Origin of the sequence: Gallaecimonas kandeliae, assembly GCF_030450055.1 — a bacterium.
GTDB lineage: Bacteria > Pseudomonadota > Gammaproteobacteria > Enterobacterales > Gallaecimonadaceae > Gallaecimonas > Gallaecimonas kandeliae.
In genome coordinates this window covers 731626-755723 of record NZ_CP118480.1, presented here as the reverse complement: position 1 = coordinate 755723, position 24098 = coordinate 731626, and the positions used below count along the sequence as shown (strand labels likewise).

The following is a 24098-nucleotide window of genomic DNA, read 5'->3' as shown; positions in this document are numbered from 1 at the left end:
TCTTTTGCCGACCCAACAAGCAGCCAGGGCCGGTACCACACCAAGAGGAAAACCCGATGAAGATGCGTTATTCCCTGATAGCCCTGGCCCTGCTGGCGGCTCCCGCTGTCATGGCCAAAGGCTGGTCCTTCAAGGACTACGACAAGGACGGCAACGGCATGATCAGCCAAGCCGAGTACGACGCCATGCAACAGATGCACATGGCCGGCAAGGACAAGGAAGGCAAGATGAAGCAGGGTTGGATGATGCCCAGCTTCCAGGAGATGGACAAAAACGGCGACGGCAACCTCAGCAAGGAAGAGTTCGCTGCCGGCCGCAAGATGATGCACGACCAGAAGGCCAAGGATAAGGGCAAGATGAAGGGCGATATGAAGGACAAGGGCCAGATGATGGAAAAAGGCCAGATGTCCGGCGGCATGATGGAGAAGGACAAGATGCATGAGCGCATGCAGGACAAGGACAAGACGATGGAAAAAGGCCAGATGTCCGGCGGCATGATGGAGAAGGACAAGATGCATGAGCGCATGCAGGACAAGGACAAGGACAAGATGATGAAGGGCAAGCGCGGCATGCCCTCCTTCGCCGCCTTCGACAAGGACGGCAACGGCATGATCTCCCGTGACGAGTTCAACATGGCCCACGCCAGCAAGAAAAAGGTGAGCGAAGACAAGGCCAAGATGATGGAGAAGCAGCAGGACGAGCGCTTCAAGGCCATGGACAGCAACGGCGACGGCCAGATCTCCAAGGAAGAGTTCGAGGCCTACCACGCCCAGAAGGGCAAGAAGTGGTGAGCGGCCCCTTTCACCAAAAGCCCCGGCAACTGCCGGGGCTTTTTCTTGGGCAAAGCTCTGGGCCTGTGACTAGCGCCGTACTATATCGCCGCGGAAATAGATCTCCAGGCGCAGCTTGATCTCCCAACTGGGGTCGAAGTTGACCTCCCTCGGGAAATGCAGAGAGGGCGCCACGTCCACATAGAGGAAGCCGTGATGGATGTTGCGCCGGTACAGCGCCTCCAGGTAGTAGTCGTCGATCTGCGGGTTGTGGGCCCCCTCTCCCAGCAGCACGGCCGAGTAGCGCATGGCGCTGCGCCTGCCCAGCAGCTGGTTGTATTCGGCCCTTTGGTAGAACTCCAGCCGGTCGTAGTCCTCCTGCCACTGGAACTGGGTCACGAAACGCAGGAAGCGCTTGTCGTTCAGGGGCCGGCCCAGGTCCCACAGGGTCCGCGCCGAGTAGCCCTTGGAATTGAACCAGGACAGGCGGTTGTCCACCTCCAAGGTCCAGGGAGAGTTGCCCAGTTGCCAGAGCCGCTCGTTGGTGAAACGCACATAGGGGTCTACAGGCAGGTGCAGTTTGATACCGCCGGACAGCCGGTTCTCCCAGCCCATCGTCTTGTCGTTGGCGCCCTTGCCCTCCAGGCCGATAACGGCCCCCTTGGCGCCGTCGAAGCGGCCGGTGCGAAAGTCCTGGGCTGCCTGCTGTTCCAGGGTGCCCAGGCCCTCTTCGGGATCACTCTCGATGATCAGCTTGAGCCTTTCCTGGGTGGTGGGCAGTTGCAGCTTGTAGCGGATCCCCAGGTCGTTCTCGTCGGAGCGGTGCTGGCGTAGCACCAATTCCTCGCTGAGCCGCAGGTAGGAATGGTTCTCCACCTTGAGGTAATCGTCCGAGCCGAAGTAGCTGTCGATATTGCGGGATACGTCATTCACCCAGCCTGAGACCGTGTCGACCACAGGGGTGATCTTGTCGATGGCCCAGGGCGGCAGGTCCGAGTCCTTGTCACCCTGGTCGTCCGTCCCCCCCTCCGCCAGGGCCGGCGCCGCCAGCAGCAGTATGAGCCACAACAACCAACGCTTGAGGGATGGGGACATGGCGAGGCTCACGATAAGTGTCTGATTACCAGATTATTGCACCTGTCTGGCGCCCTGGCCTGATTGGGATCACATTGGTGGCGGATATTTTTGCCGAGGGGCCTGCGAGGCCAGTAACGGCCTATTCCCTTAGTTTTCCCTAATGCTTTGCCTCTTGAGATCAGGGCTTATGGTGGGTAGCAGTTTGACTGCTAGTGGGTAAGCCTTGAGGCTAAAGCACTGCTTTGACGCAGGCGAACGCGAACAGCCGGTTCCCGCACCGGCGGGCGGGTTCCTTTCTTGCTTGGCCAAAGAAAGGAACCGAAAGAAGGCCACCCCAGCGTTACGCTCGATCCGTGCTGTAAGCCGCTTACCGGGTACCAGCTCGTACGCGTGTCCCGACACGTACTCGCCTGTTTCGCCATCCTTGGCTCAACTGCCCTCTCGCGACTTCCATCCCGGCGCTTCACTTAAAGGGGCCCCAAGAGCAAGCCCCCGACAAGTTCGGCTGGTTGTGAAAAGGTCGCCGACGCCGTTCAGAGTTTCGGAAGGGCATAGAGCGTATCTATCGGTTCCGGTCATTCGGGAGCTTTGTGACAGCCAGCAGTGCCTGCTTTGTCCGATCTGACCAGTTATAAGAGACTGCCCCCGTTACCCCGAATGCGGCTTTTGCTTCCCCGACGCTCATGTCACACCAACTCAAGCTTGTATCCCACCCCATATACAGACTGGATCGGATTCATGTCTTCGGGCAGGTGCTTGCTTATCTTCTTGCGCAGATTCTTGATATGCGTATCGATGGCCCGGTCGCCGACGTCTCGGCCGGCTTCATGCACGGCGCCGAGCAGTTCATCCCGGGAATAGACGCGGCCCGGTGAGCGGGCCAGGTGATGCAGCAGACGGAATTCAAGCGGCGTGAGATCCAGTTCCTGGCCGTTCACCGAGGCGCGGTAGCGTTCGCCGTCGATCTGCAGTGCCTTGTTCTGCGCATCAAAGCCGTCCGGCAAGGTTCGGCGCAGCACGGCTTTGACGCGGGCAACCACTTCACGCGGGCGGACCGGTTTGCAGATGTAGTCGTCGGCACCGATCTCCAACCCCAGCAGGCGGTCAATCTCTTCCACCCGTGCGGTGATCATGATGATGGGCACAGTGGAGAACGCACGCACCTTGCGGCAGAGGGTGAGGCCGTCAACGCCGGGCAACATCAGGTCGAGTAAGACCATCTGCGGCGGCCGTTCGCGGATGGCCTCGACGACGCCATCGCCGCTGTGGCGCATTTCCACTTCGCAGCCTTCGTGCACCAGGTAATCGCGCAGCAGTTCGGCCAGTTCGACTTCGTCCTCGACCAGTAGCACGCGCACAGTGTCGAGCCGCTTCATGACAGTACTCCCGCATGCCGGTGTAGGGGTAAGGTGAGCCGGATCTCGAGGCCGCCCTCCATGGCGCGAACCGCTTCGACGCTGCCGCCCTGGGCTTCCGTGAAGGCCTTGACCAGCGACAGGCCCAGGCCGGCGCCGCCGGATTTGCGGCTTCTCGACGCCTCGGCACGGTAGAAGCGGTCAAACAGCATGTCTTTGATCTGGTCATCGACGCCGGGACCGTCGTCGCTGACGACAAGACGTGCCTGCCGGCTGGTGGTGGTCAGGGAAATATTCACACTGCAGCCGGCAGGACAGTAGCGAAGGCAATTACCGAGCAGGTTGTCCAGGGTCTGGCGCAGGCGTTTTTCATCACCGAGCACCATGACCTTGTCTTCGAGATTGACCTGCAGCGCCAGCGCTTTTTCCCGGAATTGTTCGCGGCTGGCCTCAATCGATTCGAACACTGTATCTGTCCAGTTGACCGGTTCGCTGCCGCAATGCAAGGCGCCGGCGTCGGCCAGGGTGAGTTGGTAAAGATCGTCGACTAGGCCGTTGAGGTGCTCCATGGAGCGCGACAGTTTTTCAAACTGGGCGTCATCACGTGGCCGTATCCCTTCGCGCATGGCTTCCGCCTGGGCCAGTAGCATGGCCAGTGGCGTGCGCAGCTCGTGTGACACGCTGGCCATACCCTCACGGCGGAGCTGTTCGCGTTGTGATAATTGCTGCTGCTGGACACTGACGATGCGCATGAAAATGGCGGAGAAAAGGCTGACCGCGATCAGCGTCACGGTAAAGCGAATGGCGAGGCCGGGCTCGATCAGCAGCCAGGCACTGGGGAGCATGGCACATAGCAGGATCAGGTTGGCGCCCCACGCCTGGCGTTCACTCAGCATGAAGTAAAAAGCCAATACGGCCGGATAACACCAGAAGGCGGCGACCAGCCCCTGGCGCAGAAAGGCGGTAACAAAAAACGCCACTATGGCAGGGATCAGTACGAACAGGGTGATCGCCGGGTAATGACGTCCGCGCCCGGCAGTCCAGGCGTTGATGCCAAGGATCACACCAATCACCACCGAGAGCACACCGACCAGGGTTCGCCCCTGAACGAAATTGTTTACCGCAAAGGGCGTGATCAGGACGATGGTGGCAATGGCCAGAGCCTGGGTCGCTTTCGTCTGAACTGACGAAATGCTTTGCCCGGACAGTATTGTCTGCCGGACCGGGCCGTCAGTGACTGCGGGGTGGGGCCTGGCCTGTGAGTCGGGGGAGCGCATAGTGGTTTGTTCTGTCATGTCTGGCCGCGCCTGCCTGGCCGGGGCCGCCAATGCCGGCCCTCTCCCTGTCCGGCGATTCAATATGGAATATACCAACAAGGGGGCCAAGGATGACATCGGGATAACGTCGAGGACGCCATGCCATCGGCACCCACCATGAAGGTTCCCTTCGGCATTGGCGCGGGCCGCAACACCTTGCTGGTAGCGAAAATCGCTCAACATCCCGTGCTGGTGTTCGGCTCGAAGTAAAGCGGCAAACACGATTTCGATGACCCCGCCCGCCCTTGTAGTGGATGCCACCCACTACAAGGGCCAGGCCGATACCCCATCGATGGCGACGCTGGGGGCGGCGAAGGTATCGCACGATTGCTGGTTGCTCAGGGCGTAGTACACCAGCGGCGCCTCCGCATAACCCAGAGAGCCGACCAGCGTCTTCGCCGTATCACTGAGCTGAACTCCCCAAATTTCCAGCCACGCCGACAGATCCCGGTTCTCGACTTTCGACAGCATGATCAGCAGCAGGTCGTTGTCGGAAAGGGCGGCGGCATCGCTGCGTGACAGGGTGCCGAACCCCAGTGCCGCAGCCTTTTCTGCCCACAGCGCATCAGAGGTGACGGCGCCGTCGTATTCACGCTCGACGATCTGCCATTCCGGCAGCATGTCCCAACCATCCGCCAGGGTGCCTTCGTTCTGTGCCATGGCCATCAGCTGCTGGAACACCATCAGGCCATGCACGTCATTGGACTGGATATCCGCGCGCATGGTGGCACCGGGGTCGGCGTCGCCGCGGCTGGCCTGGACCAGATTGAACAGGCCCTGGTAGTCGTAGGAGTAGCAACCATAGACGGCGCCCACGCCGCTGTCCCGGGTGCGGTACTCGGTGTAGTTGCCGTACAGATCCGTGGTGGCGTGCAGGTACGACCCGGCGAAGCGGCGCTCCGGTTCAATCGAATGCCCCAGCTCATGAATATCGGTGGTGACGCCGTAGGGGTCGAATGAGGCATCAAGGTCGATGAGAGGGCCGCCACAGGCGGAACTGCACGCGGCCTGATCGGCGTTCAGGTGCTGCACCCGGTCGAAAGGTGTCACCGTCAGGCCGTTGTTGCCGGCAAAGGTCTGTACCTCGGCGATGGTGCCGATGCGCTCGTCCTGGTAGCCGGCCAGCATCAGCGGGTAGTACAGGTAGCTGTTGACGATCCTGTCGTACAGGGTATCCGGGTCGCCGGTCCAGGGTTTACCCAGGGTGACCTGCATGTAATTGGTCGGCGTATGCAGTTCGAAATCCGGGGTCACGAATTCGGCCCAGTCGTACTGATCTGCGGCCAGGGCGGCGAGGAAGGTGGCGGTATCGGCCGGGCCGCTCCAGAAGGGATGGTGGCCAATATGGCTGAACGTCAGGGCCACCGGCTGGTCGTTGCTGTCGAACGAGACTTCTACCGGACCGCCGTAGGGGGACGTGATGCGAATGGTTTCGCCGGGATCGATCTCGATCCACGGAGACTGCAGGTACTTGGGACGGTTGTAGCCGCGCTTGCCGGCGCGATCAAGGGTGGCGAATTCGCGCACGGCGAGGGAGCGCACCGAGTTGATACCGATTTTCACCGTCACCGGGGCGGCGTCGTGGCGGGTGATCTCCAGGGTTTGCCCGGGCAGGGCGTAGACGCCGGCTGCGCGGAACGGCTTGCGGCTGCTGATATTGACGTCGGCGCTGCTGGGCGTGATGGCGCTGAAGTCCGAGCGGCTGAAGTTGCCGAGGTCGGGCTGGGCGGGGTTGATGTCACGGTAGACATGCACCAGATGGTCGGCGAACTCGGCACGCAGGAAGTCGTGCTGGTTGCCGATCGATACCGGCAGGCTGATGGTCGAGCGGATATGGTCGGCCAGCAACAGCACCAGCTTCTGGTAGCGCGGTGCGTCGGCATGGGCGAACAGGTCGTATTTGGCGGTATCGTAGCCGTCGAAAATCGTTTTCAACCAGCTGACAGTGTTGCCGAATTCGCTGCGGTAAGTGGCATCGGTACAGCTGTTGCCGTCGCGGCCAATGCCGTAGCAGGCCGAGACCAGATCGAAGCTGAAGGTGTCATTCTCGAGGTTTTTCACCAGCGTCTTGACCGCCAGTTCGTTGGCGCCATAGCCGCTGCTGGCAACGCCGGTGTCGATGGCGTCGTACAGCGCCTGCACATAGACGCTTTCGTCCGTTTCGAAGCGGTGATCCCCGGTCAGGACGGCCTCTTCGAGAGCATTGGTGGCGGTGACGATGCTGTACTTGGTGGTGACGGTATTGGTGCCGTCACTGACGGTGAAGCTGATATCGGTGTAGACGCCCTGGTCGGCTGCGGTGGGCGTGCCGGAGAACTGGCCGCTGGCGGTGTCGAAAGCGAGCCAGCCGGGCAGGTTGGCGGCGGAAAAGGTCAGCGCATCCCCTTCCGGGTCGACCACGGTCGGTGTGAAGGTGAAGAGGGAGTCGGCCTGGGCAAACGCCGGCGTGCCTGTGATGGTTGGCGGAAGGTTCGTGCTGCCGCCGGAGCCGCCTGTGGAGCCGCCGCCTGAACCTGTCCCGGTACTGCCCCCGGAAGGGTCGGAGGCCGTCGGGGCCGTTTGGCCGGAGCCCCCGCCACCGCATGCCGTCAGGAGCAAGACAAGAACCAGAATAAACCCGTTACGACCCTTCATGGCAGATACCGCTCGTTATTGTTGTGGCGAGACTGTAGCGGTTTGGCACCGCTATTCACCAGGCAGGATGGCAGATAAATGTGAGGGAAATATGAGCCTCGGTGAGTCGACGCATCTGCTGTACCGCTGCGGTCGACGGCAGCAAGCTGAAGCCTTCCTCTATGGACTAGTCAGGGTAAGAGCGTGAAGAATAGGCCCGTGAACCGTTTTAAGCTGAGGACCGCCAGGGAGGGGTAAAACTCGAAGCGGAAGCACTGCTTTCGCGCAGTTTTACGCGACAAAATCGTCTGGAACGGTTGGGGCCGCCGAGGCTTGAACATCGGAGCTTGCGACGATGGCCCGTAGGGTGAAGACCATGGAAGGTCTGAGTATCACCGGATGGCCGAGCCGGAAGGCCCACCAGGGATGGGTCATAAGTCGGGATCTGTTGAGGAACTTGTCCAGGGAGTCAGACAACAAGGACTGTTAGGGAGTGGAGGCCCGTCATCTCAAGGGCGGTAGCGTGTCTTGATGGTGCCTGCGGCACGGCTTTTTGTTTGCGGGGGGCGCCCCGCTGGCGCGGTACTTTTGCGGCAAAAGTACCCAAAACCCGGCCCCACGCTGCGCTTGTTCTTCGCCTCTGGTCGCTTGCCGCTGACCGCTGCATACGCGGGTCCAACCACGTATTCCGCTCGCTCGGCGTCCCTAGTTACTCGGACCTTCCTGGTCCTCGCCCTAACGGGCCATCGTCGCAGGTTCCGATGTTCAAATTTGCTCCCGGCAAATTTGTCGCGCCAGCTCACGCTCCCGGCGCCTCAGCGCTGCGCTTAACGGGGCGAAAGCGCCATCACCATTGGCTTAAGCTTCTGGCCTGAGGTCCCGCAACTCCGTTCGTGCTTCTGCACAACGCAAGGAAGAAACAAGAGCCCAGTACAGCTAACCGAGCTGGCAGGTGAGACCCCGGAGCCCCTTTTAAGTGGAGCGCCTTACCGCCGGGAGTGAAAGGCCAGCCGAGACAGGACGGCAGGGGGCCGCCCAGGTGCAGGCGAATACGTGCCGGGAGCGCGTATGAGCCGGTGGCCTCCGAGCGACCAGAGGTAAGGACATCGCGTAACGCCAGGGGCGGTGCCTTTGGATGGGCAGCCCCGCTGACTTTGTGCGAAAACAAAGTATCCCGCCCGCCGGGGCGGGACCCGGCAAGCAATAAGCCATGCCGCATGGCATATCATCCGCCCTTTTGGCTAAGTCAAGACGGCTTGCCACGGTTGGCCGTTGGACAGCGGCCAGCTCCCTTCAGGTTTTATGGATGGGCATACAGTATGAACGGCATTGTAGGCAGGCGGATGCGTACTATCCTTCCCGACCAATGCGCGTTTTCACACCTCCAACCAGTAGCAAGTGGTTCATGCGGCGGGTTTTATCGTGATCCGATGAGTAGATAGTCGAGCCGGGGATGGAATGATAACGCGCATGCTCGTTTTCATCCTTGGACATATTATGACAATAGAGAAATGTAATGGGAGATCAGTACCTTGCTTGAAGTTTATGGTGCTGGTCTAATGAGACAAAGCGAGCATGCGCACTATTACACTGTTATAAGCCAGAAGCATGAATGCAGCCCACCTTATCGAACTGAGCCACTCTGAAAGCTTTCTTAGCAATGCGCTTGCTCAGTCGCTACGAGTCAGTGTCGATATTTTGGAATTCAGAACCGCAGACGAGGGTCTGTGCTCGGTAAACTTATTTGCCTGCAGCAAAAATGAAGTTCCAAATGAGGCCGTAGCATTTTTTACACTCTTAAATCATGCGCTTCATTTCTATGAGGAATGGCCCATGAACGAGACAAGCGCTAGTGACCTTAAGTTAATAGCCAACAAGTGGCTTACACCAGAAGTCCAAAAAGCCCAAGACACGTCACATAGCGATGCATTAATTCAAATTGAAGACATAACATCTTCAATCCATTCTCGCATCAAAGAAAAAATCAACTCTAGCCGAATGTACAACCCTGATCGCTGGGGAGTATTTTTAAATGGAGAGAAGTTATCAGCCCCTCATGAGGCCTGGACGCCCTTGCCGAACTGTAATGTCATTGCTTTGGCAAACGAGTGGAACGAGATGGAGTTTTTGTACGAAGCTTCAAACCACTTCATTCTGTTCTCATGGGGCACAGGTGCATAATGGCTCATAACAATTGGTTCAAGCCGTTCGTGGACCTCACCCGCTTTAACGGACACGCATCGCTAACTCACTGAGAGGAAGTCGATGCCCGCTTACAAGACCGGAAAACGGACCCCGCAGTACAGCCTTGAGTTCAAGGTCAAGGCCGTGCTGTGGAGCCATGAGTCCCATCGCAGTGTCAAGGACGTGGCCGAGGCGCTGGACATTCACCCCTTCATGTTGTCTCGTTGGCGCAAGGAATTTCGTGAAGGTAAGTACGGCATGGCCAACAAGACGTCCAAGCCCGAGGGCAAGCTCAAAGAGCAGGATGAAGTCAAACAGCTCAAGAAGCGCATTGCCGAACTGGAGATGGAGAACGACATCCTAAAAAAGTGGCAACGTTTCCAGGCGGAGGAACGGCGCAACGGTATCGCTTCATCCAGCGGCACCAAGGGCCAATCCCGGTAAAGGCACTGTGCGCCAGGCTGAAGGTGTCGCGCAGCGGCTACTACGACTGGCTCAAACGCCAACCGAGCCAACGCCAGCAGCAGGACCAGGCCTTACTGGTCGATGTCCGCCGCCTGTTTGCGCAGGCCAAGTCACGCTATGGCAGCCCTAAAATCCATCGCGCCCTGCGCCTGGAAGGCATCCGAGTTGGCGTAAAACGGGTGGCGAGGTTGATGCGTGAAGCTGGCCTCAAGGCCCGTGTTGAACGGGTTTACCGGCGCATGAATAAGCGCCGTGCCGAGCTGAAAGTGCTGCCCAATCATCGTCTGGACATGGCCAAGCCAAGTGGCGCCAACCAGCAATGGTCCAGCGACGTCACCTACATCCGCTTTGGCCGTCGGCATGTGTTTCTGGCCGTAATAGTGGACCTGTGGTCACGGAAAATCGTCGGCTGGGCACTGCATGAAACCCTCAATGCCGAACTGACCACGGTGGCGCTCTACAAAGCGCTAAAGCATCGCAAGCCCAAGCCAGGGCTGATACTGCACACAGACCGGGGTGTGGAGTTCCGGGCCAAAGCCATGCAGAAATGGCTGACGAAATACGGCATACGCCACAGCATGAATCGCCCAGGGCAATGTACGGATAATGCGGAAGTGGAGTCGTTCTTCAAGACGCTAAAAGCCGAACTGATCCACGACAGCCACTTCGGTACTGTCGATTCACTGCGCCAGCAGGTTGGCCATTACATCCAGCATTTTTACAACAAGGTGCGGCTGCACAGTAGCCTCGATTACGTATCGCCGATACAGTACGAGCAAGCCGCTTAACAACAACGCGTGTCCGATTTATCGGGTGAACATCACGCGGTAACGCGCCGCTGCTTTGGGCGCTATGTGAACGGTATGAAATTCAGACACAGAAAAGTTGAAGCAAATAATTGTGACTTTTTGTCCTTAGTGCAAGAGTTGAATTATTCTCTTAACCAGATAACCAGTGATTCTGGTGAAAGTTCGTTTTCATCTGAGACTTTTGACTCTTCTTTAGACGGTTGTATTGTGGTTTATTCAAATCGGATCCCTGTAGCATGCGGGATATTTAGATATCACGCTAATGAGGTTTGCGAATTGAAGCGCATGTATTCAAATTTACCCGGCGCAGGAACATACCTTATAAAACAACTTGAACTGTATGCGATTACAAAAGGGTACCGAAAAGCAGTGTTATCTACGCGTAGAGTTAACTCAAAAGCAGTACGTTTTTACGAGCGCCATTCTTACTTAGAATCCGAGGCGTATGGTAAGTACCTTGGTGTGGAAAGGTCAATTTGCTTTAGCAAGGTGTTAACCACATAACAAGGCCGGTCCGTCTCACCCACGATGTGGGCTGCCGCTGCTGGCGGCGTTATGTCTTAAGGTAATATTTTGAAAGCCGGTATTATCATAAGCTTGGATCAGGTCCCAGCAGCCAAAGGATTCGCGTTGGTTTTGGTGTTTAAGGTGCTTTGCGCGTTGCGTGCCTGCCCCCTTGAGGTGGCGTTAGGTGTAGCCAAGCCTTGCAGTCACTTGGTTGATCACGCCAGGAATTGCCTCATAAGCTATTTCCAGGGATCGTTCATGCCGAGCATCACCGAACTCTTGATATTCGACTCTGACTTCGTACATCTCATCTACTCCAAGGTACTTGCTCACCGTCCGAAGATGGGGGCCAAGATGATTCATATCTTGTCTTGTTTCATTTTCTCCGAAGCCAAATTCGCCAGAGGATGTTAAGAGCACGAGTGACTTTCCCGACATGGTTGGCTCCAATGGAAAATCACCACGACTCAAGTCAAAAGTAAATGTTTTATTCACTCTGACAACCTGATCAATCCATGCTTTCAGTGCTGCAGGCATGCCGTAATTGTACATCGGGGAGGATATGATAATGATGTCGGCTTCAGAAAGTTCCTCGATCAACAAATCAGACAATGTCAATAGTGATTTTTGTTCATTCGTTCTTCTTTCTTCGCGGGTAAAAACTGCCGCGATCCAATTCTCAGAGATAAAGTCTGGTGGTGCACTACCGACATCTCTATATATGAATTTATCCCCTGGCTTTATCGAGCGCCATTGGCTCTTAAATGCCTCACCCAAGGCCCTTGAAATAGAGCGTTCCTTTCGTGCACTTGCATCGATATGCAGTAAGACCGTCATATAGTTCTCCTTAAATTTAACCTCTCTACGCAGGAAACTATTCGGCAAAGCAGACTCCTTGACAAATGGTAAAAAATCACTCATAGATGAAAAATCATCATCTATGAGCGATAGGTATATGTTTTCTCGCTTACCTCAACTAAGCCAAATCCGAGGGTTTGAGGCTGCAGCACGATTAGGCAGCTTTAAGGCAGCGGGAGAGGAATTAAACATCTCTCCAACAGCAATATCTCACCAAATATCCAATTTAGAGGATAAACTAGGGGTATTGCTATTCGAGCGAAAAACGCGTTCAGTGAGCCTAACTCAGGAAGGTCACAGGCTCGCCCAGGCTGCTCATCAAGCGTTGAAGCAATTGACAACTGCAGTTGAAGAAATGTCTGACACGCAATCTGTCTTGAGAGTTTCCACAACCGCATCTTTTGCAGCAATGTGGCTTATCCCAAGTCTGTCGCGTTTTCAAAACAAACATCCAGAAATCAAAACAGAGATAATAACAAGCGAAGAAGTCATCGATATAAATCGAGATCGACGCGTTGATCTCGCAATCAGATATGGCTGTCATGATGAGAATAATAAAAACAAAACAGTGTTGATAAATGAGAGTTTTTCCGCCTACGCAACGGAGGATTACCTAGACAGATTGAAGGATTTGAAAGACGCAGTATTTATTGAGACGAAGTGGAAGAACAAGAATTTGCCTTCGGTAGCATTGAGCCATTACTTGCAGAAAATAAATAAAGATATTTCTGCTCCTAGAATATGCAGTTTTGACCAAGAGCACCATGTTATTCAGGCTGCTTTAGCTGGCCAAGGCATTGCGTTTGTCAGTTCTGTGTTGGCTGACATGGCCTTGCAGAAAGGTTGGTTGAAACCTTTGGATGAGAGTTTCTCTTTGCCGGGTCTTACGTACTCTTTACTGGTGTCTCCATTTAGCGAGGGCTTGCGAAAAGTTGCTGTCTTTAAAGAGTGGATAGCCGAAGAACTATCAAAATACCCGAGCAAACACATCGAAAATAGAATGCGCTCCACATGATAATCCAGTTTATAAGGTAGCGCTGACCAGGACGCGCAACCCGAGCGCACCCGTAACGAGACATTAAATTCAAGAAATTTCCAATGACATCACAACAGATATCAAGCTACTTTGACGCTTCGGAATTCAGGGACACTCGTGACGATGGAACATAGAAAATCTGGAAAGGCGCCTGGCGGCAGTCAGCACGGCTGGCACCTTTACTCGGTAGTTGCGCAAAAGAAATTGAACAAAGCAATACGCACGACAGGTGTGTGATGGGAGCGTTGTCGGACAAGGCCGTTGGGGCATGGGCCATGTCATTGACGCCGCCAATCACAGCGTCGGCTTTGCCGGGTACAACAGGGGCTGGATAGCGCCGCCATCTCCGACCACTGAAAACTCTCGGATAAAGTTCACAACAACAGGCTTACAATGGCGCCCGCCGCATTGAGGGAATGCGTAAGCCTGAGAAAAATATGAAGAAAAACAGCGCAAGTTCAACGGCCTATACGGTACTGCAAGGGTTGCTGCACACCGCTGGGCAGGAAAGGTTCAAGACCTTCATCGACGAAGAAACCAAAGAGACGGCCAAGCTGATACTGGCCAACACCGAGGAAGGCCGGCGGCGGCTCAGGCAGTTGGCCAACCCCGCCTCCCTGCTGCTGTTGAAGACCATGGAAAAGGCGATGCTGCCGGGGATCAGCGCCCACTACGCCTTGCGCAAGCACTTCATCGAGCGCCAGGTCATCAACAGGCTCACCGAGGGCACCACCCAGATCGTCAACCTGGGGGCGGGCTTCGACACCCTGGCTTGGCGCCTGCACAGGCGCTACCCGGGTGTCACCTTTATCGAGATAGACCACCCGGCCACCAACGCTGAAAAGCGCGACGCCCTAAGCCAGGCGGGGCAGCCCGCTGCCAACCTCCATCTGATCGCCGCAGACCTTGCCGAGCAGAGCCTGGCCGAGGTGCTGGGCGACTTTGCCGGTTTCGAGCGGGCGCGGGAGACCCTGTTCATCTGCGAGGGGGTGCTGATGTACCTGGAGGCCGATGCCGTCCAGAGCCTCTTCGCCAGCCTGAAGGCGCTGACGGACAGCAAGCCCCACCTGGTCTTCACGGCGGCGGCGCCCTTCGCCTCGGCCGAGAGCCAGGTAGGCTGGCTGCTGAAGCTGTACCTGAAAGTCCGTGGCGAACCCCTGAAGTGGAGCATCAGCAAGGCGGACATAGGCCCCTTCCTGCAGGATCAGGGTTATGAACTGGCGGATCTCGCCGACGGGCCGGAAATGAACACCCGCTTCCTGGACCAGCCCCTGGCCAATCCCCACCGCGGCGAGTTTGCCGTGGCCTGCCGGGTCTCCCCATGATGGCTGGCCGCACTTCGGTAAAGGACGCCCCATGCCCCTCATCATAAAGACTGCTGACAGCCCCGAGTTGCTGGACGAGATATACCGGCTGCGCCACAGGGTGTTCTGCGAAGAAGAAGGCTGCATGGAGGCCACTGCGGATGGGCGGATCCAGGATCGCTTCGACGCCTCGCCCTTTTCCCACCAACTGGTGGTGTTGGTAGGCGGCAAGGTGGTGGGCGCCATGCGCATCACCGAGGACTCGCCGGCCGGCATGCCGGCGGACGATTACTTCCCTTTCCGCGCGTTGGTGCCACAAGGCAGCATCCTCGTCAGCGGCGGCATGCTGTGCATAGAGCGGGCCTTCCGCGGCCCCCGAACAGCCATCGGCCTCACCCTGATGTCCACCTACCTGGCGGTGTCCAAGGGGATGGACCATATCGCCGCCCCCATCAATCCGGCCGCAGCAAGGTTTTTCAAGAGGATAGGCTTCAGGCAACTGGGAGAAGCCACCTTTGCCCCCCACATGAAGGGCCCCTTCCTGCCCATGCTGCTGGCCCGGGATGAGCTCAACGACTTCGTCAAAGGCTTCATCCGGCTAAACGAACGCCATAATCCCTTGGGCTCCACCGAGTGCCACTTCTATACCGACGGCGATCCCATAGCGCTGCGCGCTGAAACACCCGGCAGGGCCTGGCTGGTCGTGGACGGGGCGGTGGCACTGCTGGACGCAGCCGGTCGCCACACCGCCACCTTGGGCGCAGGAGAGCGCATCGGCGGCCAGGCCGACAGCCTGCTGGCGAAAGGGGAAACCAAACTGATGGTCATCAAGGACGCCATGCAGCCGCACCCCGCCGAACGCCCTAAAGGAGCTGCCAACAAAGAGGCTTTGGCCAAGGAGCTGTCTGCGGCGGAGATGGTTTAACGGCTTACTGCCTGTCCTAGCACTTGGCCAGGAGAGCTTGGCTGGCCCTTGTCCTAGGCCCCTATAGTTAGGGTCCAGAGCCAGGCTGAAAAGAGGAAAGCGTGAACCAATGGTATTGCTTCGATCTCGGTGATGCCCTTCTGGCAGGGCCCAGGTTGGCAGAATTGGGGCGGCGCCTTTCGGCGCTTTATGAGCAGGCAGGAAAGCCGGCCGAAATGACGGCATGTTACCGCCATGACTCCCAGGGCCTGCACTGCCAGCTGATGCTCTTCCTGACCGCCGAACTCCAAGCCTTGGCGCAACTGGAAGGGGCCAAGGCTTGCAGCCCGCCTTCGCCGAGCGGCTTGGGGTTCCTGGTAGGAGAAAAGGCCTGCCTGAGGGAGCCTTGATACTTTCTGGGGCAGCAGGCAAGAAAAGAGGCCTAACCGCACACCACCCTGTTGCGGCCTGCCTGCTTGGCTTGGTAGAGGGCCTGGTCGGCGCGGCCGATCAGGCTTTCCAGGCTGTCATCCTGCCGCTCCCTTGTCTTTTACGCCCTCCCCTGGCAGCCTTTGGCGTTTTGGAGCCGCAGCAAGGACAGCCTCTATGACCGCCTTCAAGGAAGAAACCTTTGTCGCCCTGGTCGAACGCTCGGAAAAGGACGCAGCCCGAGACATCAAGGCCTACCGGCTCAAGCTGGCCGCTTTTGCGCTGCTGGGCTACGGGGTCATCTTTTCCCTGGTGGCGCTGCTGGTGCTGTTGCTGGGCGGCACCCTCTGGGTTGCCTTCCTCAGTTCCGGCCTCTTCCTGCTGCTGCTCAGCAAGAAGATCATCTTCCTCATAGCGGCGGCCATCTGGACGCTGCTGCGGGCCCTCTGGGTTCCCTTCGATGCCCCTTCCGGCTACCGCCTGGAGCGCCGGCATTTTCCCAAACTTTTTGCCCAGATAGATGAACTGGCCACCACACTGAGCGCCCTCAGGATCCATCAGGTGATACTGGAGGACAGCCTCAACGCCGCCGTGGTCCAGCACCCCAGGTTCGGCCTCTTGGGCGGGCAGCGCAACAGCCTCATATTGGGGCTGCAACTGCTGCTGGTGCTGTCGCCGCAGGAGATGCGCTCCGTGCTGGCCCATGAATTCGGCCACCTCTCAGGAAACCACAGCCGCTTCAACGCCTGGATCTACAGGGTCAGGCTGAGCTGGCAGCGCATCATGGACGGCTTCGAGGAACAGGGCGCCTGGGGGGCCAAGCTGCTGCGCCGCTTCTTCGATTGGTACAGCCCCACCTTTTCCGCCTATTCCTTTGCCCTGGCCAGGCGTAACGAGTACGAGTCGGATCAGGTGGCGGCCCAGCTGACCTCGGCCGAGACCGCCGCCAAGGCCCTGCTGCGAAGCTACACCACGGCCAGTTTCCTCGAGGAGCGCTATTGGCAGCCCTTCCACGACCAGGCCGACTTGGAGCCCCAGCCGCCAGTGCCGCCTTTCCGGGGCCTGGCGGACTTTCTCAAGACCTCACCGCCGCCGGCGGAGGAACTGTCGGCCAGGACGGCCGGCGAACTGGCCCAGCAAACCCATTACGCCGACACCCATCCCGCCCTCAAGGACAGGCTGGCGGCCCTGGTGCCGGCGCCGCCCCCCCTGGCGGCCAGCGGCCAGAGCGCGGCCGAGGCCTGGCTGGGAGAGCGGTTCGACGCCCTGATCGCCCACTTCGACGAACAATGGCAACGGGCCTACCTGCCCCATTGGCAGCGGCGGCACCAGCGGGTCCAGGAGGCCAAGGTGAAGCTGGCCGAGCTGAGGCAACAGGCGCCTCAGGCCCTGTCCGACGATCAGTTCTGGGATTTGGCCACCGCCACCAACGAGTTGGAAGGCGACGCGGCCGCCCAGCCCCTCTACCTGTCTTACCTGGAGCGGGACCCGGGCAGCATAGGCGCGGCCTACCAACTGGGCCGGATCCTGGCGGCAGAGGGGGATGAAGCGGCCCTGCCCTACCTGGAGAAGGCCTTTGACCACCCCCATACCCTCGGCGACGCGGCTCGCTGGGGCTACCAGTTGCTGCTGGACAAGGGCAAGGAAGAAGAAGCGCAGCTGTGGTGGGCCAAGGCCCTCGGCAAGGAAGAACAGCAACAAGCCGCTGCCGAGGCCGCCGCCAGCCTCAGCCTGGACGACGCCCTGGAAGCCCCCAGCCTCAGCGCCCCGCAGTTGGCTCAGCTGCGCCAGATCCTCAGTGAGTACCGGCATTTGGGGCCTATCTGGCTGGCCCAGAAGCCGGTACCAGGCCAGGCCTACCCGACCTTGGTCTTCGCCTATGGCCGCAAGGGACTGTTCGGGCGGGCGGAAAAGCTGTTGGACTACCTGGTCCAGCGCCTCGACTGGGACGCCCAGTTCTTCATGGTGGGCCTGTGGAGCAAAGGCCGCCGCCTGGCCAAACGCGTGCGGGAGGCCGGGATCCAGGTGCTTGATTGAGCACCCAATACGTTGACTAAAGAGTGAATTTCACCCACATTACCGGACTGCGAAGGAACGCCATCCCAGACAAGGAGATCCCATGGCCCCCGTTTCCAAAACGCTGCTTTTCACCACCCTGCTGCTCGCCTCCCAGGCCGGCAAGGCCGCCGAGTTCCACTTTTCCATCGGCGGGGGCTTCCCCTACCTGGCGGTGCCGGAAGTCTCCCTCGCCAACGGCGACAGCCAGCGCTGGTACGCCAACTACAAGCTGGGGGTGGACGACGGCTTTTCTCTTGGCTTCGAGCAGGGCCTGGGCGAGGATGACCACCACGCCCTGGGGCTCTTTGCCGGTGCCGTCGGCATCCGTCATAACGACCCCGACATCTGCAAGGAACCCAGCTCCGGTGACCTGGGCCAGGATCTCGGCAATGCCCTCAGCTGCGCCTATGCCTCCGGCTTCAGCTGGGAGACGGTCAACGGCGTCGGCCTGAGCTACAGCTACAACCGCCACGGCCTCAACCAGCGCGGCTTTCGCATCCGCTTTGAGTTCGGCTACGGTGAAGGCCACCGCAGCCACAACAAAAAGGCCGCCGGCAACCTGATGTTCAGCTACCAGTTCTAAAAAGCCGCCCCTGGCCATGGTGCTACAATACGCCATGGCCTGGATGCCACCATGCCCTAAGGGCCTGAAACCCTGGCTAAAGTCCGCACCCCTGCCGCTGCAGCGACACTTTGATACATTCCGCCGCCATGCCGTCACGTTAAAATTTTGTTTCCAGGGCACCAGCCCCAGCAAGGTTCCGGAGGTCACCCCCTTGCCAAGCCAGCCCCTACAGTCGAAACAAGGAACCAGCCTTGGGCGCCCAGGCCCAGGGCTGATTGCGGCCCTTTGACACCATGCCCCTGCTCGCCCCCCTGAAGCGGCTGCAGAATTCCAGGTCCCAGGCAGCCCTGGTTTTCCTCGGCATGCTGGCCCTCACCAGCTATGGCCTCTACAGCAACAGCCAGCGTGTCAAACAGGAGCAGGAATTGCTGCTGGGCAGGCTGGCCAGGGCCCAGGCCTCCGCCATCGAAAGGCGCATCAACCAGTCCCTGTCCACCACCTATGCCCTGGCCCAGGAACTGCAGCGTAAAGGCGGCACCCTGGAGGACTTTCCCGCCTTCGCCAAGCAACTGATCGCCTCCACCGGCCTGGTCAACAACCTGCAGTTGGCTCCCCAGGGGGTGGTTACCGAGATCTATCCCCTGGCTGGCAATGAGCCGGCCATCGGCTTCCACATCTTCGACGACAGAAGCCGCTGGAACGAGGCGCACTTGGCCGTCACGCGAAGAAGCCTAGCCCTGATCGGCCCCTTCGACCTGATCCAGGGCGGCGGCATGGCGGTGATAGGCCATTACCCCGTCTTCCTGAAAAGCCAGGAAGGCGAGCGCTTCTGGGGCTTCACGTCCGCCGTGATCATGCTGGCCGACCTCGTCAAGGTGACCGAGCTGGACCGGCTCGAAGGCCAAGGCTACGCCTACCGCCTGAGCCGGGTCAGGCCAGATGACGGCAAGAAACAGGTGTTCAGCCGCTCTGAGGCCGAACTCGGCCAGCCGGTGGTGTCCGAGAACATCCACCTGCCCAACGCCACCTGGACCCTCAGCCTCGGCCTGGTCAAGACCTCCCCCTGGCGGCATGGGCTCTTCAACCTGCTGCTGGAACTGGCCATCCTCTCCCTGGCCTCTGTCCTGCTGGTGCGCATCCTCCGCGAACCAGAGCGGCTGCAGCAGCTGGCGCCATGGCCCTTTCCTCATTCCACCAGGTCTCGACTCTCAGGCTAAAGGGTCAGGTGGGGAAGCTGTGGCCGGCAAGGTGTGGCCGGCGACGTGCAACCGATGAAAGAGCACGGCTGCGGCTTTTCTCTACACTGGGAAAATAAGGCGCGGAAAAGGCAGGACTTCATGTCGAGGTTCAGGTACTGGCTGCTGGCCCTGTTGCTGGCCGGTTGCTCCAAGCTGCCGCTGGAGCAGCTGCCGTCGGCCAACCACAACGACAGGGTGCAGTTCCTGGTGCTGCATTTCACCGCCGAGGACTTCGCCACCTCCGTGGCCATATTGGTCAAAGGCAACCAGGTCAGCAGCCATTACCTCATCCCCCAGGACGGCGATCCCAGCTATCCCTACCGGCAACTCAAGGTGTTCCAACTGGTGGACGAGCAGCAACGGGCCTGGCACGCCGGCGCCAGCTACTGGCAGGGCCGGCGCAACCTCAACGACATCTCGGTGGGGGTGGAGCTGGTCAACCTGCCCCGCTGCCAGCCGCCCCCCTACCCCGACGGCCGCCGCCAGTGCCAGTATCCTGACTTCGACCCAGCGCAGATCAGTCTGCTGGTCCGCCTGGCCAAGGCCATATTGGCCCGTCACCCCGACATAGGCCCCACCCAAGTGGTGGGCCATGGCGACGTAGCCCCCAGCCGCAAGGACGATCCCGGCCCCCGCTTCCCCTGGCAGCAACTGGCCGAGGCCGGCATAGGCGCCTGGTACGACGAAGAGGTGGTCGGCCGTTACCAGCAGGCCTTTGCGCAGCAGCCACCCAGCCTGGCCCTGGTGCAGGCCGCCCTGGGCGCTTACGGCTACGGGGTCTTGGAGACGGGGCTGGTGGACCGCCAGACCGAGGATACCCTGCTGGCCTTCCAGCGCCATTTCCTGCCCCAAGAGTTGGGAAGCGGCCCCAGCCCCAGGACGGTAGCGGTACTCTTCGCCCTCCTGGAGAGATACTTTCCGGACCAGGGCAGCGCCCTCTGGGCCCGTTACCAGCAGGGGGAGCCCCAGGCCGTGCCGCAACAAGATTGCAGCTGCGCGCAGAAAAAATAGCCAAGGCCGTTGACAAGGCCCTCGGCCCGATCAATTATTTGCGCACTCAAACATAATTCAAACACCAATGAACCAGAACCAGACACTGCTACTCAGCCTCTTCGCCCTGCAAGGCCAGCTCACCAAGAAGCTGGAGCGGCGCCTCAGCCTCCATGGCCTGAGCTTTACCGAACTGCAGGTGATGCTGCACCTGGCCCAAGCCCCGCAGCAGAGCCTGAGGCGCATCGACCTGGCCGAACTGGCGGGCCTCAGCGCGTCGGGCGTCACCCGGCTGCTGCTGCCCATGGAAAAACTGCACCTGGTGGAGCGGGAAGCCAACCCCAGGGACGCCAGGGTCAGCCTGGTCAAGCTGTCGGAGGCCGGCGCAGAGCGCCTGACCGAAGCCATGGCCACCTTCGAACTGGCCGCCGACGAGCTGCTGGCGCCCCTGGCGCCGGCGCAACAAGCACAGCTCCAGGCGCTGACCGAGCGTCTGCTGCAAGGCACCAACTGAATCGACCAACCATGAACAAGGGCCCGCAGGCCCAGGCGAGGAAGCCATGCGCGATTTAACACAAGGATCCATCAGCGGCCATGTCATCAAGATGGCCATCCCCATCATGGTCGGCATGCTGGTGCAAACCCTCTACCTGATGGTGGATCTCTACTTCGTCTCCCGGCTCGGCAGCGACGCCCTGGCCGGGGTCAACGCCGCCGCCAACGCCGCCATGCTGGTGATGGCCCTGACCCAGATGCTGAGCGTCGGCACTGTGGCGCTGCTGTCCCATGCGGTGGGGGCCAAACAGACTGAACAGGCCAACCTGGTGTTCAACCAGGCCATGACCATAGCCCTGGCCCTGATGTTGGGCACCCTGGTGGTGGGTTACGCCGCCGTGGGCCATTACATGGGAACACTGGCCGCCGACCAGGCCAGCCGGGATGCCGGCATCCTCTACCTGCACTGGTACCTGCCGGGCCTGGCGCTGCAGTTCGTCATCGCCGCCATAGCAGCCGCCCTGCGCGGCACCGGCATCGTCAAGCCCACCATGACGGTGCAACTGTTCACAGTGCTGGTGAACATGGTGCTGACCCCCATCATGACCGCCGGCTGGCTCACCGGCCATCCTCTGGGGGTCAAGGGCGCCGCCCTGTCCAGCACCATCGCCGTGGTGGTGGGCACCCTGATGCTGGCCTGGTATTTCCTGCGCCTGGAGCACCTGGTCAAGGTTCAGCCCAGCCTGATGAAACCCCATTGGCTGACCTGGCGGAAGCTGTTCAACATCGGGCTGCCGTCCGGCGGTGAGTTCATCATGCTGTTCCTGTCCGCCGCCCTCGCCTACTGGGCCATCAGGGGCTTCGGCGCCGAGGCCCAGGCGGCTCTCGGCATCGGCGGCAGGGTGATGCAGCTCTTCTTCCTGCCGGCTTTGGCCATGTCCTTCGCCCTGCCGGCCATCGCCGGCCAGAACCTCGGCGCCCGCCAGGGGCAGCGGATCCGTGAGAGCTTCAAGGTGACCCTGGTGATGGAGCTGGGGCTGATGCTGGTGATGATGCTGCTGTGCCGCTGGAAGCCGGAATTGCTGCTGCCCTGGTTCAGCCAGGACGCCGCCGTGCTGGATTTCGCCAGCCAGTACCTGGCCATCGCCTCCTTCACCTTCCTGGCCAGCGGCGTGATCTTCACCTGCTCCGCCCTCTTCCAGGGCCTGGGCAATACCTGGCCGGCGCTGCTGAGCTCTGCAGCCAAGCTGGTGGTCTACGCCATGGGGGTCTTCTACCTGGTGGGCCTGGGGCACTTCGAACTGGCCCAGCTCTGGTACTGGATGGTGGCGGTGAACATTGCCCAGGCCCTGTTCAGCTTTTACCTGGTGCGCCGGGAAATGGGCCGCAAGCTGGGCGCCCTGGCCCCTGTTCCGGAGGTGGAGCCGGCCTGAGGGCCCTGCCCTTGACGCCAAACTGAACCGGCCCGCCATTTCCCCAGAGGCCGGTTCGACCTTGCCTATACTCACTCCGCATTTGGCCCGCGCACAGGAGCACAAGCGCCGGGCCAGGTGCTTCCCAGCCTCAGGGCACCCCGCCGTTTTTTTGCCGTCAGCCTGGAGCCCTGGGTCTACCCCAACCTCTTGATTCAGGAGTCTCGCTATGGACGCTAGACAATTGAAATCCAATCCCGAAGCTGCCCAGAAGACCGGTGTCATCAACCCCTACGCCCTGGCCGAATACCTGTCGGGCCGCAAGATCAACTGGCAGCAGGTGGAGAACATCCCGGAACTGCTGGAGAACATCCTCCAGACCCCCTACCAGGAACTCTTCGATCCCAAGCACGAAGGCCCCCTCTACACCGGCCTCAAGCTGACCAGCAAGGGCACCCTGGACAGGTTCCACTCCCCCATCTTCTCTGCCAAGGTGGAGATGGCCAAGGACGACCTGGACATTCCCATAGAGCATCTGGACAAGGTGCAGATGCTGGGGGATCTGGGCAGCCGCTTCCAGGTGGAAGACGTCGCCAAGATCCAGGTACAGCGGGCCGAGCTGTGCAACCCGAACCTCATCACCCTCCATATCCGCCTGCCGGAGAAAGACCGCATCCAGACCCTGGCCAGGGTCTTCACGCCGGAGATGGCCCGCTCCATCGCCCTGGACCCGGAACTGGGCACCAGCAACCAGGACTGGACCCCCACCAACGCCAGTTGGCAGGACAAGGGCCGCTTCTTCAACGAAGCCACAGAGTTCTTCGACCCCGTCCAGGGGGCCGTGGCCAACTGCTACTTCATCGCCGCCCTCTCCGCCGTGGCCTGGTCCAAACCCTACGACATCGCCAACATGACCAGATCCAAGGGCGTCGGCCAGCAGCAGTTCACCAATATGGTGCAGTTCTACAAGCCCGACAGTAACGGCCAGGTGGACAAGCAGATAGAAGTGACCGACACGGTGCCGGTCAACAACGTGTCCGGCAACTTCATCTACTGCCGCTCCAGCGAGGATGGCGAACTCTGGCCCGCCCTCTATGAGAAGGCCTTCGCCAAGCTGGTGACAGGCACCAGCACCGACCATCCGCAGATCACCGCCACCGCCTACGGCGATCCCGTTCATGCCACTGCCCTGCTCACCGGCAAGCATTGCCATTACTATGGCAACACCAGCCTGAGCGCCGATCAGATCTGGGATCTGGTACGCAGCAACTCCCTGAGCCGGAGCACCATGAATCCCATGACCTGCTGGACCTACGGCACGGCCCCCGATGGCCTGAGCTACAGCGACGCCAACATCGTAGGCAACCACGCCTATACGGTGCTGGGTTGGGACTATTACTGCGGCAAGAAGTACCTGGTGCTGCGCAACCCCTGGGGCGTCAAGGACGCCACAGTCCACACCCACGGCGGCACCCTCTACATGAGGGACGTGGATTGGTGGCGGCCCATACTGCTGACCAAGCCCGACGGCGTCTTCGCCATAGAGGCGGCCACCTTCAAGCAGTATTTCGCCGGCTTCGGCGTCGTCAAATAAGGCCGAACGCCCATCTATTCCTGGCAATAAAAAAGCAGGCCCTTGGGCCTGCTTTTTTCTGGATAACTGCGGTGCTTAGATGGAAAAGCTGGAACCGCAGGTGGTGGTGGCGTTGGCGA

At 59.7% G+C, this 24098-nt stretch carries 22 protein-coding genes; 16 read left to right on the top strand and 6 right to left on the bottom strand.

Annotated elements, in window-relative coordinates; translation table 11 throughout:
• Window positions 1–56 precede the first annotated feature (56 nt).
• Window positions 57–791: an EF-hand domain-containing protein gene (locus PVT67_RS03575; RefSeq protein ID WP_301497901.1), complete on the top strand. Its 735-nt coding sequence runs from the start codon at window positions 57–59 to the stop codon at window positions 789–791.
• A gap of 69 nt (window positions 792–860) precedes the next feature.
• Here the strand turns inward: PVT67_RS03575 and PVT67_RS03570 are convergent, their stop codons facing one another.
• The 4 genes from PVT67_RS03570 to PVT67_RS03555 all read right to left on the bottom strand — a co-directional run bounded on the left by PVT67_RS03570 (window position 861) and on the right by PVT67_RS03555 (window position 7152).
• On the bottom strand, window positions 861–1865 hold the full coding sequence (locus PVT67_RS03570) for a hypothetical protein (RefSeq protein WP_301497899.1): 1005 nt from the start codon (window positions 1863–1865) through the stop codon (window positions 861–863).
• Between the two features lie 668 nt (window positions 1866–2533).
• Complete coding sequence (locus PVT67_RS03565; RefSeq protein WP_301497897.1) at window positions 2534–3223, bottom strand: response regulator; 690 nt, start codon at window positions 3221–3223, stop codon at window positions 2534–2536.
• Window positions 3220–4497, bottom strand: a complete 1278-nt coding sequence (locus tag PVT67_RS03560; RefSeq protein ID WP_301497895.1) for a sensor histidine kinase — start codon at window positions 4495–4497, stop codon at window positions 3220–3222. The genes PVT67_RS03565 and PVT67_RS03560 overlap by 4 nt, the downstream gene beginning before the upstream one ends.
• Window positions 4498–4782: 285 nt before the next feature.
• Window positions 4783–7152, bottom strand: coding sequence for an ImpA family metalloprotease (locus PVT67_RS03555; RefSeq protein ID WP_301497892.1), 2370 nt, complete (start codon window positions 7150–7152; stop codon window positions 4783–4785).
• Between the two features lie 1587 nt (window positions 7153–8739).
• Between PVT67_RS03555 and PVT67_RS03550 the strand changes: the two genes are divergently transcribed.
• The 4 genes from PVT67_RS03550 to PVT67_RS18810 all read left to right on the top strand — a co-directional run bounded on the left by PVT67_RS03550 (window position 8740) and on the right by PVT67_RS18810 (window position 11093).
• Window positions 8740–9312, top strand: coding sequence for a hypothetical protein (locus PVT67_RS03550; RefSeq protein ID WP_301497890.1), 573 nt, complete (start codon window positions 8740–8742; stop codon window positions 9310–9312).
• Window positions 9313–9396: 84 nt separating this feature from the next.
• Complete coding sequence (locus PVT67_RS03545; protein ID WP_301497888.1) at window positions 9397–9759, top strand: transposase; 363 nt, start codon at window positions 9397–9399, stop codon at window positions 9757–9759.
• Entirely contained in the window at window positions 9684–10568 is an 885-nt protein-coding gene (locus PVT67_RS03540; protein WP_301497885.1) for an IS3 family transposase, read from the top strand. The genes PVT67_RS03545 and PVT67_RS03540 overlap by 76 nt, the downstream gene beginning before the upstream one ends.
• Window positions 10569–10643: 75 nt before the next feature.
• Window positions 10644–11093: a GNAT family N-acetyltransferase gene (locus PVT67_RS18810; RefSeq protein WP_301499635.1), complete on the top strand. Its 450-nt coding sequence runs from the start codon at window positions 10644–10646 to the stop codon at window positions 11091–11093.
• Between the two features lie 183 nt (window positions 11094–11276).
• On the opposite strand, the gene PVT67_RS03530 is transcribed toward PVT67_RS18810, so the two are convergent.
• A complete protein-coding gene (locus PVT67_RS03530; RefSeq protein ID WP_301497883.1) occupies window positions 11277–11933 on the bottom strand; it encodes an FMN-dependent NADH-azoreductase in 657 nt (218 codons plus the stop codon).
• Window positions 11934–11991: 58 nt separating this feature from the next.
• Between PVT67_RS03530 and PVT67_RS03525 the strand changes: the two genes are divergently transcribed.
• From PVT67_RS03525 to PVT67_RS03510, 4 genes are all read left to right on the top strand, one after another.
• On the top strand, window positions 11992–12969 hold the full coding sequence (locus tag PVT67_RS03525; RefSeq protein WP_301497881.1) for a LysR substrate-binding domain-containing protein: 978 nt from the start codon (window positions 11992–11994) through the stop codon (window positions 12967–12969).
• A gap of 458 nt (window positions 12970–13427) precedes the next feature.
• A complete protein-coding gene (locus tag PVT67_RS03520) occupies window positions 13428–14315 on the top strand; it encodes a class I SAM-dependent methyltransferase (protein WP_301497879.1) in 888 nt (295 codons plus the stop codon).
• Window positions 14316–14346: 31 nt separating this feature from the next.
• Window positions 14347–15219 (top strand): N-acyl amino acid synthase FeeM domain-containing protein, encoded by an 873-nt coding sequence (locus PVT67_RS03515; RefSeq protein ID WP_301497877.1) that lies wholly within the window; start codon window positions 14347–14349, stop codon window positions 15217–15219.
• 215 nt (window positions 15220–15434) lie between these two features.
• The gene (locus PVT67_RS03510; RefSeq protein ID WP_301497875.1) at window positions 15435–15608 is read left to right on the top strand and encodes a hypothetical protein; all 174 of its coding nucleotides are present in this window, start codon (window positions 15435–15437) and stop codon (window positions 15606–15608) included.
• Between the two features lie 32 nt (window positions 15609–15640).
• Here the strand turns inward: PVT67_RS03510 and PVT67_RS03505 are convergent, their stop codons facing one another.
• Window positions 15641–15709, bottom strand: coding sequence for a hypothetical protein (locus PVT67_RS03505; RefSeq protein ID WP_301499634.1), 69 nt, complete (start codon window positions 15707–15709; stop codon window positions 15641–15643).
• Between the two features lie 95 nt (window positions 15710–15804).
• On the opposite strand from PVT67_RS03505, the gene PVT67_RS03500 reads away from it, so the two are divergent.
• From PVT67_RS03500 to PVT67_RS03470, 7 genes are all read left to right on the top strand, one after another.
• Window positions 15805–17664, top strand: coding sequence for a M48 family metallopeptidase (locus PVT67_RS03500; RefSeq protein ID WP_301497873.1), 1860 nt, complete (start codon window positions 15805–15807; stop codon window positions 17662–17664).
• 82 nt (window positions 17665–17746) lie between these two features.
• On the top strand, window positions 17747–18268 hold the full coding sequence (locus PVT67_RS03495; protein ID WP_301497871.1) for a hypothetical protein: 522 nt from the start codon (window positions 17747–17749) through the stop codon (window positions 18266–18268).
• A gap of 275 nt (window positions 18269–18543) precedes the next feature.
• Window positions 18544–19467, top strand: coding sequence for a CHASE domain-containing protein (locus PVT67_RS03490; RefSeq protein ID WP_301497869.1), 924 nt, complete (start codon window positions 18544–18546; stop codon window positions 19465–19467).
• 120 nt (window positions 19468–19587) lie between these two features.
• Window positions 19588–20499, top strand: coding sequence for an N-acetylmuramoyl-L-alanine amidase (locus tag PVT67_RS03485; RefSeq protein ID WP_301497868.1), 912 nt, complete (start codon window positions 19588–19590; stop codon window positions 20497–20499).
• A gap of 67 nt (window positions 20500–20566) precedes the next feature.
• Complete coding sequence (locus PVT67_RS03480; RefSeq protein ID WP_301497866.1) at window positions 20567–20992, top strand: MarR family winged helix-turn-helix transcriptional regulator; 426 nt, start codon at window positions 20567–20569, stop codon at window positions 20990–20992.
• A gap of 46 nt (window positions 20993–21038) precedes the next feature.
• Window positions 21039–22406, top strand: a complete 1368-nt coding sequence (locus PVT67_RS03475) for an MATE family efflux transporter (protein WP_301497863.1) — start codon at window positions 21039–21041, stop codon at window positions 22404–22406.
• A gap of 208 nt (window positions 22407–22614) precedes the next feature.
• Complete coding sequence (locus tag PVT67_RS03470; protein WP_301497861.1) at window positions 22615–23979, top strand: C2 family cysteine protease; 1365 nt, start codon at window positions 22615–22617, stop codon at window positions 23977–23979.
• Window positions 23980–24098 lie beyond the last annotated feature (119 nt).

Excerpts from the sequence above, each read along its gene's own strand:
- PVT67_RS03550 (WP_301497890.1), top strand. The coding sequence starts at position 8,740 with ATGAATGCAGCCCACCTTATCGAACTGAGCCACTCTGAAAGCTTTCTT.
- PVT67_RS18810 (WP_301499635.1), top strand. The coding sequence starts at position 10,644 with ATGAAATTCAGACACAGAAAAGTTGAAGCAAATAATTGTGACTTTTTG.
- PVT67_RS03545 (WP_301497888.1), top strand. The coding sequence starts at position 9,397 with ATGCCCGCTTACAAGACCGGAAAACGGACCCCGCAGTACAGCCTTGAG.
- PVT67_RS03515 (WP_301497877.1), top strand. The coding sequence starts at position 14,347 with ATGCCCCTCATCATAAAGACTGCTGACAGCCCCGAGTTGCTGGACGAG.
- PVT67_RS03475 (WP_301497863.1), top strand. The coding sequence starts at position 21,039 with ATGCGCGATTTAACACAAGGATCCATCAGCGGCCATGTCATCAAGATG.
- PVT67_RS03565 (WP_301497897.1), bottom strand. The coding sequence starts at position 3,223 with ATGAAGCGGCTCGACACTGTGCGCGTGCTACTGGTCGAGGACGAAGTC.
- PVT67_RS03555 (WP_301497892.1), bottom strand. The coding sequence starts at position 7,152 with ATGAAGGGTCGTAACGGGTTTATTCTGGTTCTTGTCTTGCTCCTGACG.
- PVT67_RS03480 (WP_301497866.1), top strand. The coding sequence starts at position 20,567 with ATGAACCAGAACCAGACACTGCTACTCAGCCTCTTCGCCCTGCAAGGC.
- PVT67_RS03575 (WP_301497901.1), top strand. The coding sequence starts at position 57 with ATGAAGATGCGTTATTCCCTGATAGCCCTGGCCCTGCTGGCGGCTCCC.
- PVT67_RS03485 (WP_301497868.1), top strand. The coding sequence starts at position 19,588 with ATGTCGAGGTTCAGGTACTGGCTGCTGGCCCTGTTGCTGGCCGGTTGC.
- PVT67_RS03530 (WP_301497883.1), bottom strand. The coding sequence starts at position 11,933 with ATGACGGTCTTACTGCATATCGATGCAAGTGCACGAAAGGAACGCTCT.
- PVT67_RS03495 (WP_301497871.1), top strand. The coding sequence starts at position 17,747 with ATGGCCCCCGTTTCCAAAACGCTGCTTTTCACCACCCTGCTGCTCGCC.
- PVT67_RS03510 (WP_301497875.1), top strand. The coding sequence starts at position 15,435 with ATGACGGCATGTTACCGCCATGACTCCCAGGGCCTGCACTGCCAGCTG.
- PVT67_RS03490 (WP_301497869.1), top strand. The coding sequence starts at position 18,544 with ATGCCCCTGCTCGCCCCCCTGAAGCGGCTGCAGAATTCCAGGTCCCAG.
- PVT67_RS03470 (WP_301497861.1), top strand. The coding sequence starts at position 22,615 with ATGGACGCTAGACAATTGAAATCCAATCCCGAAGCTGCCCAGAAGACC.
- PVT67_RS03560 (WP_301497895.1), bottom strand. The coding sequence starts at position 4,497 with ATGACAGAACAAACCACTATGCGCTCCCCCGACTCACAGGCCAGGCCC.
- PVT67_RS03570 (WP_301497899.1), bottom strand. The coding sequence starts at position 1,865 with ATGTCCCCATCCCTCAAGCGTTGGTTGTTGTGGCTCATACTGCTGCTG.
- PVT67_RS03520 (WP_301497879.1), top strand. The coding sequence starts at position 13,428 with ATGAAGAAAAACAGCGCAAGTTCAACGGCCTATACGGTACTGCAAGGG.
- PVT67_RS03500 (WP_301497873.1), top strand. The coding sequence starts at position 15,805 with ATGACCGCCTTCAAGGAAGAAACCTTTGTCGCCCTGGTCGAACGCTCG.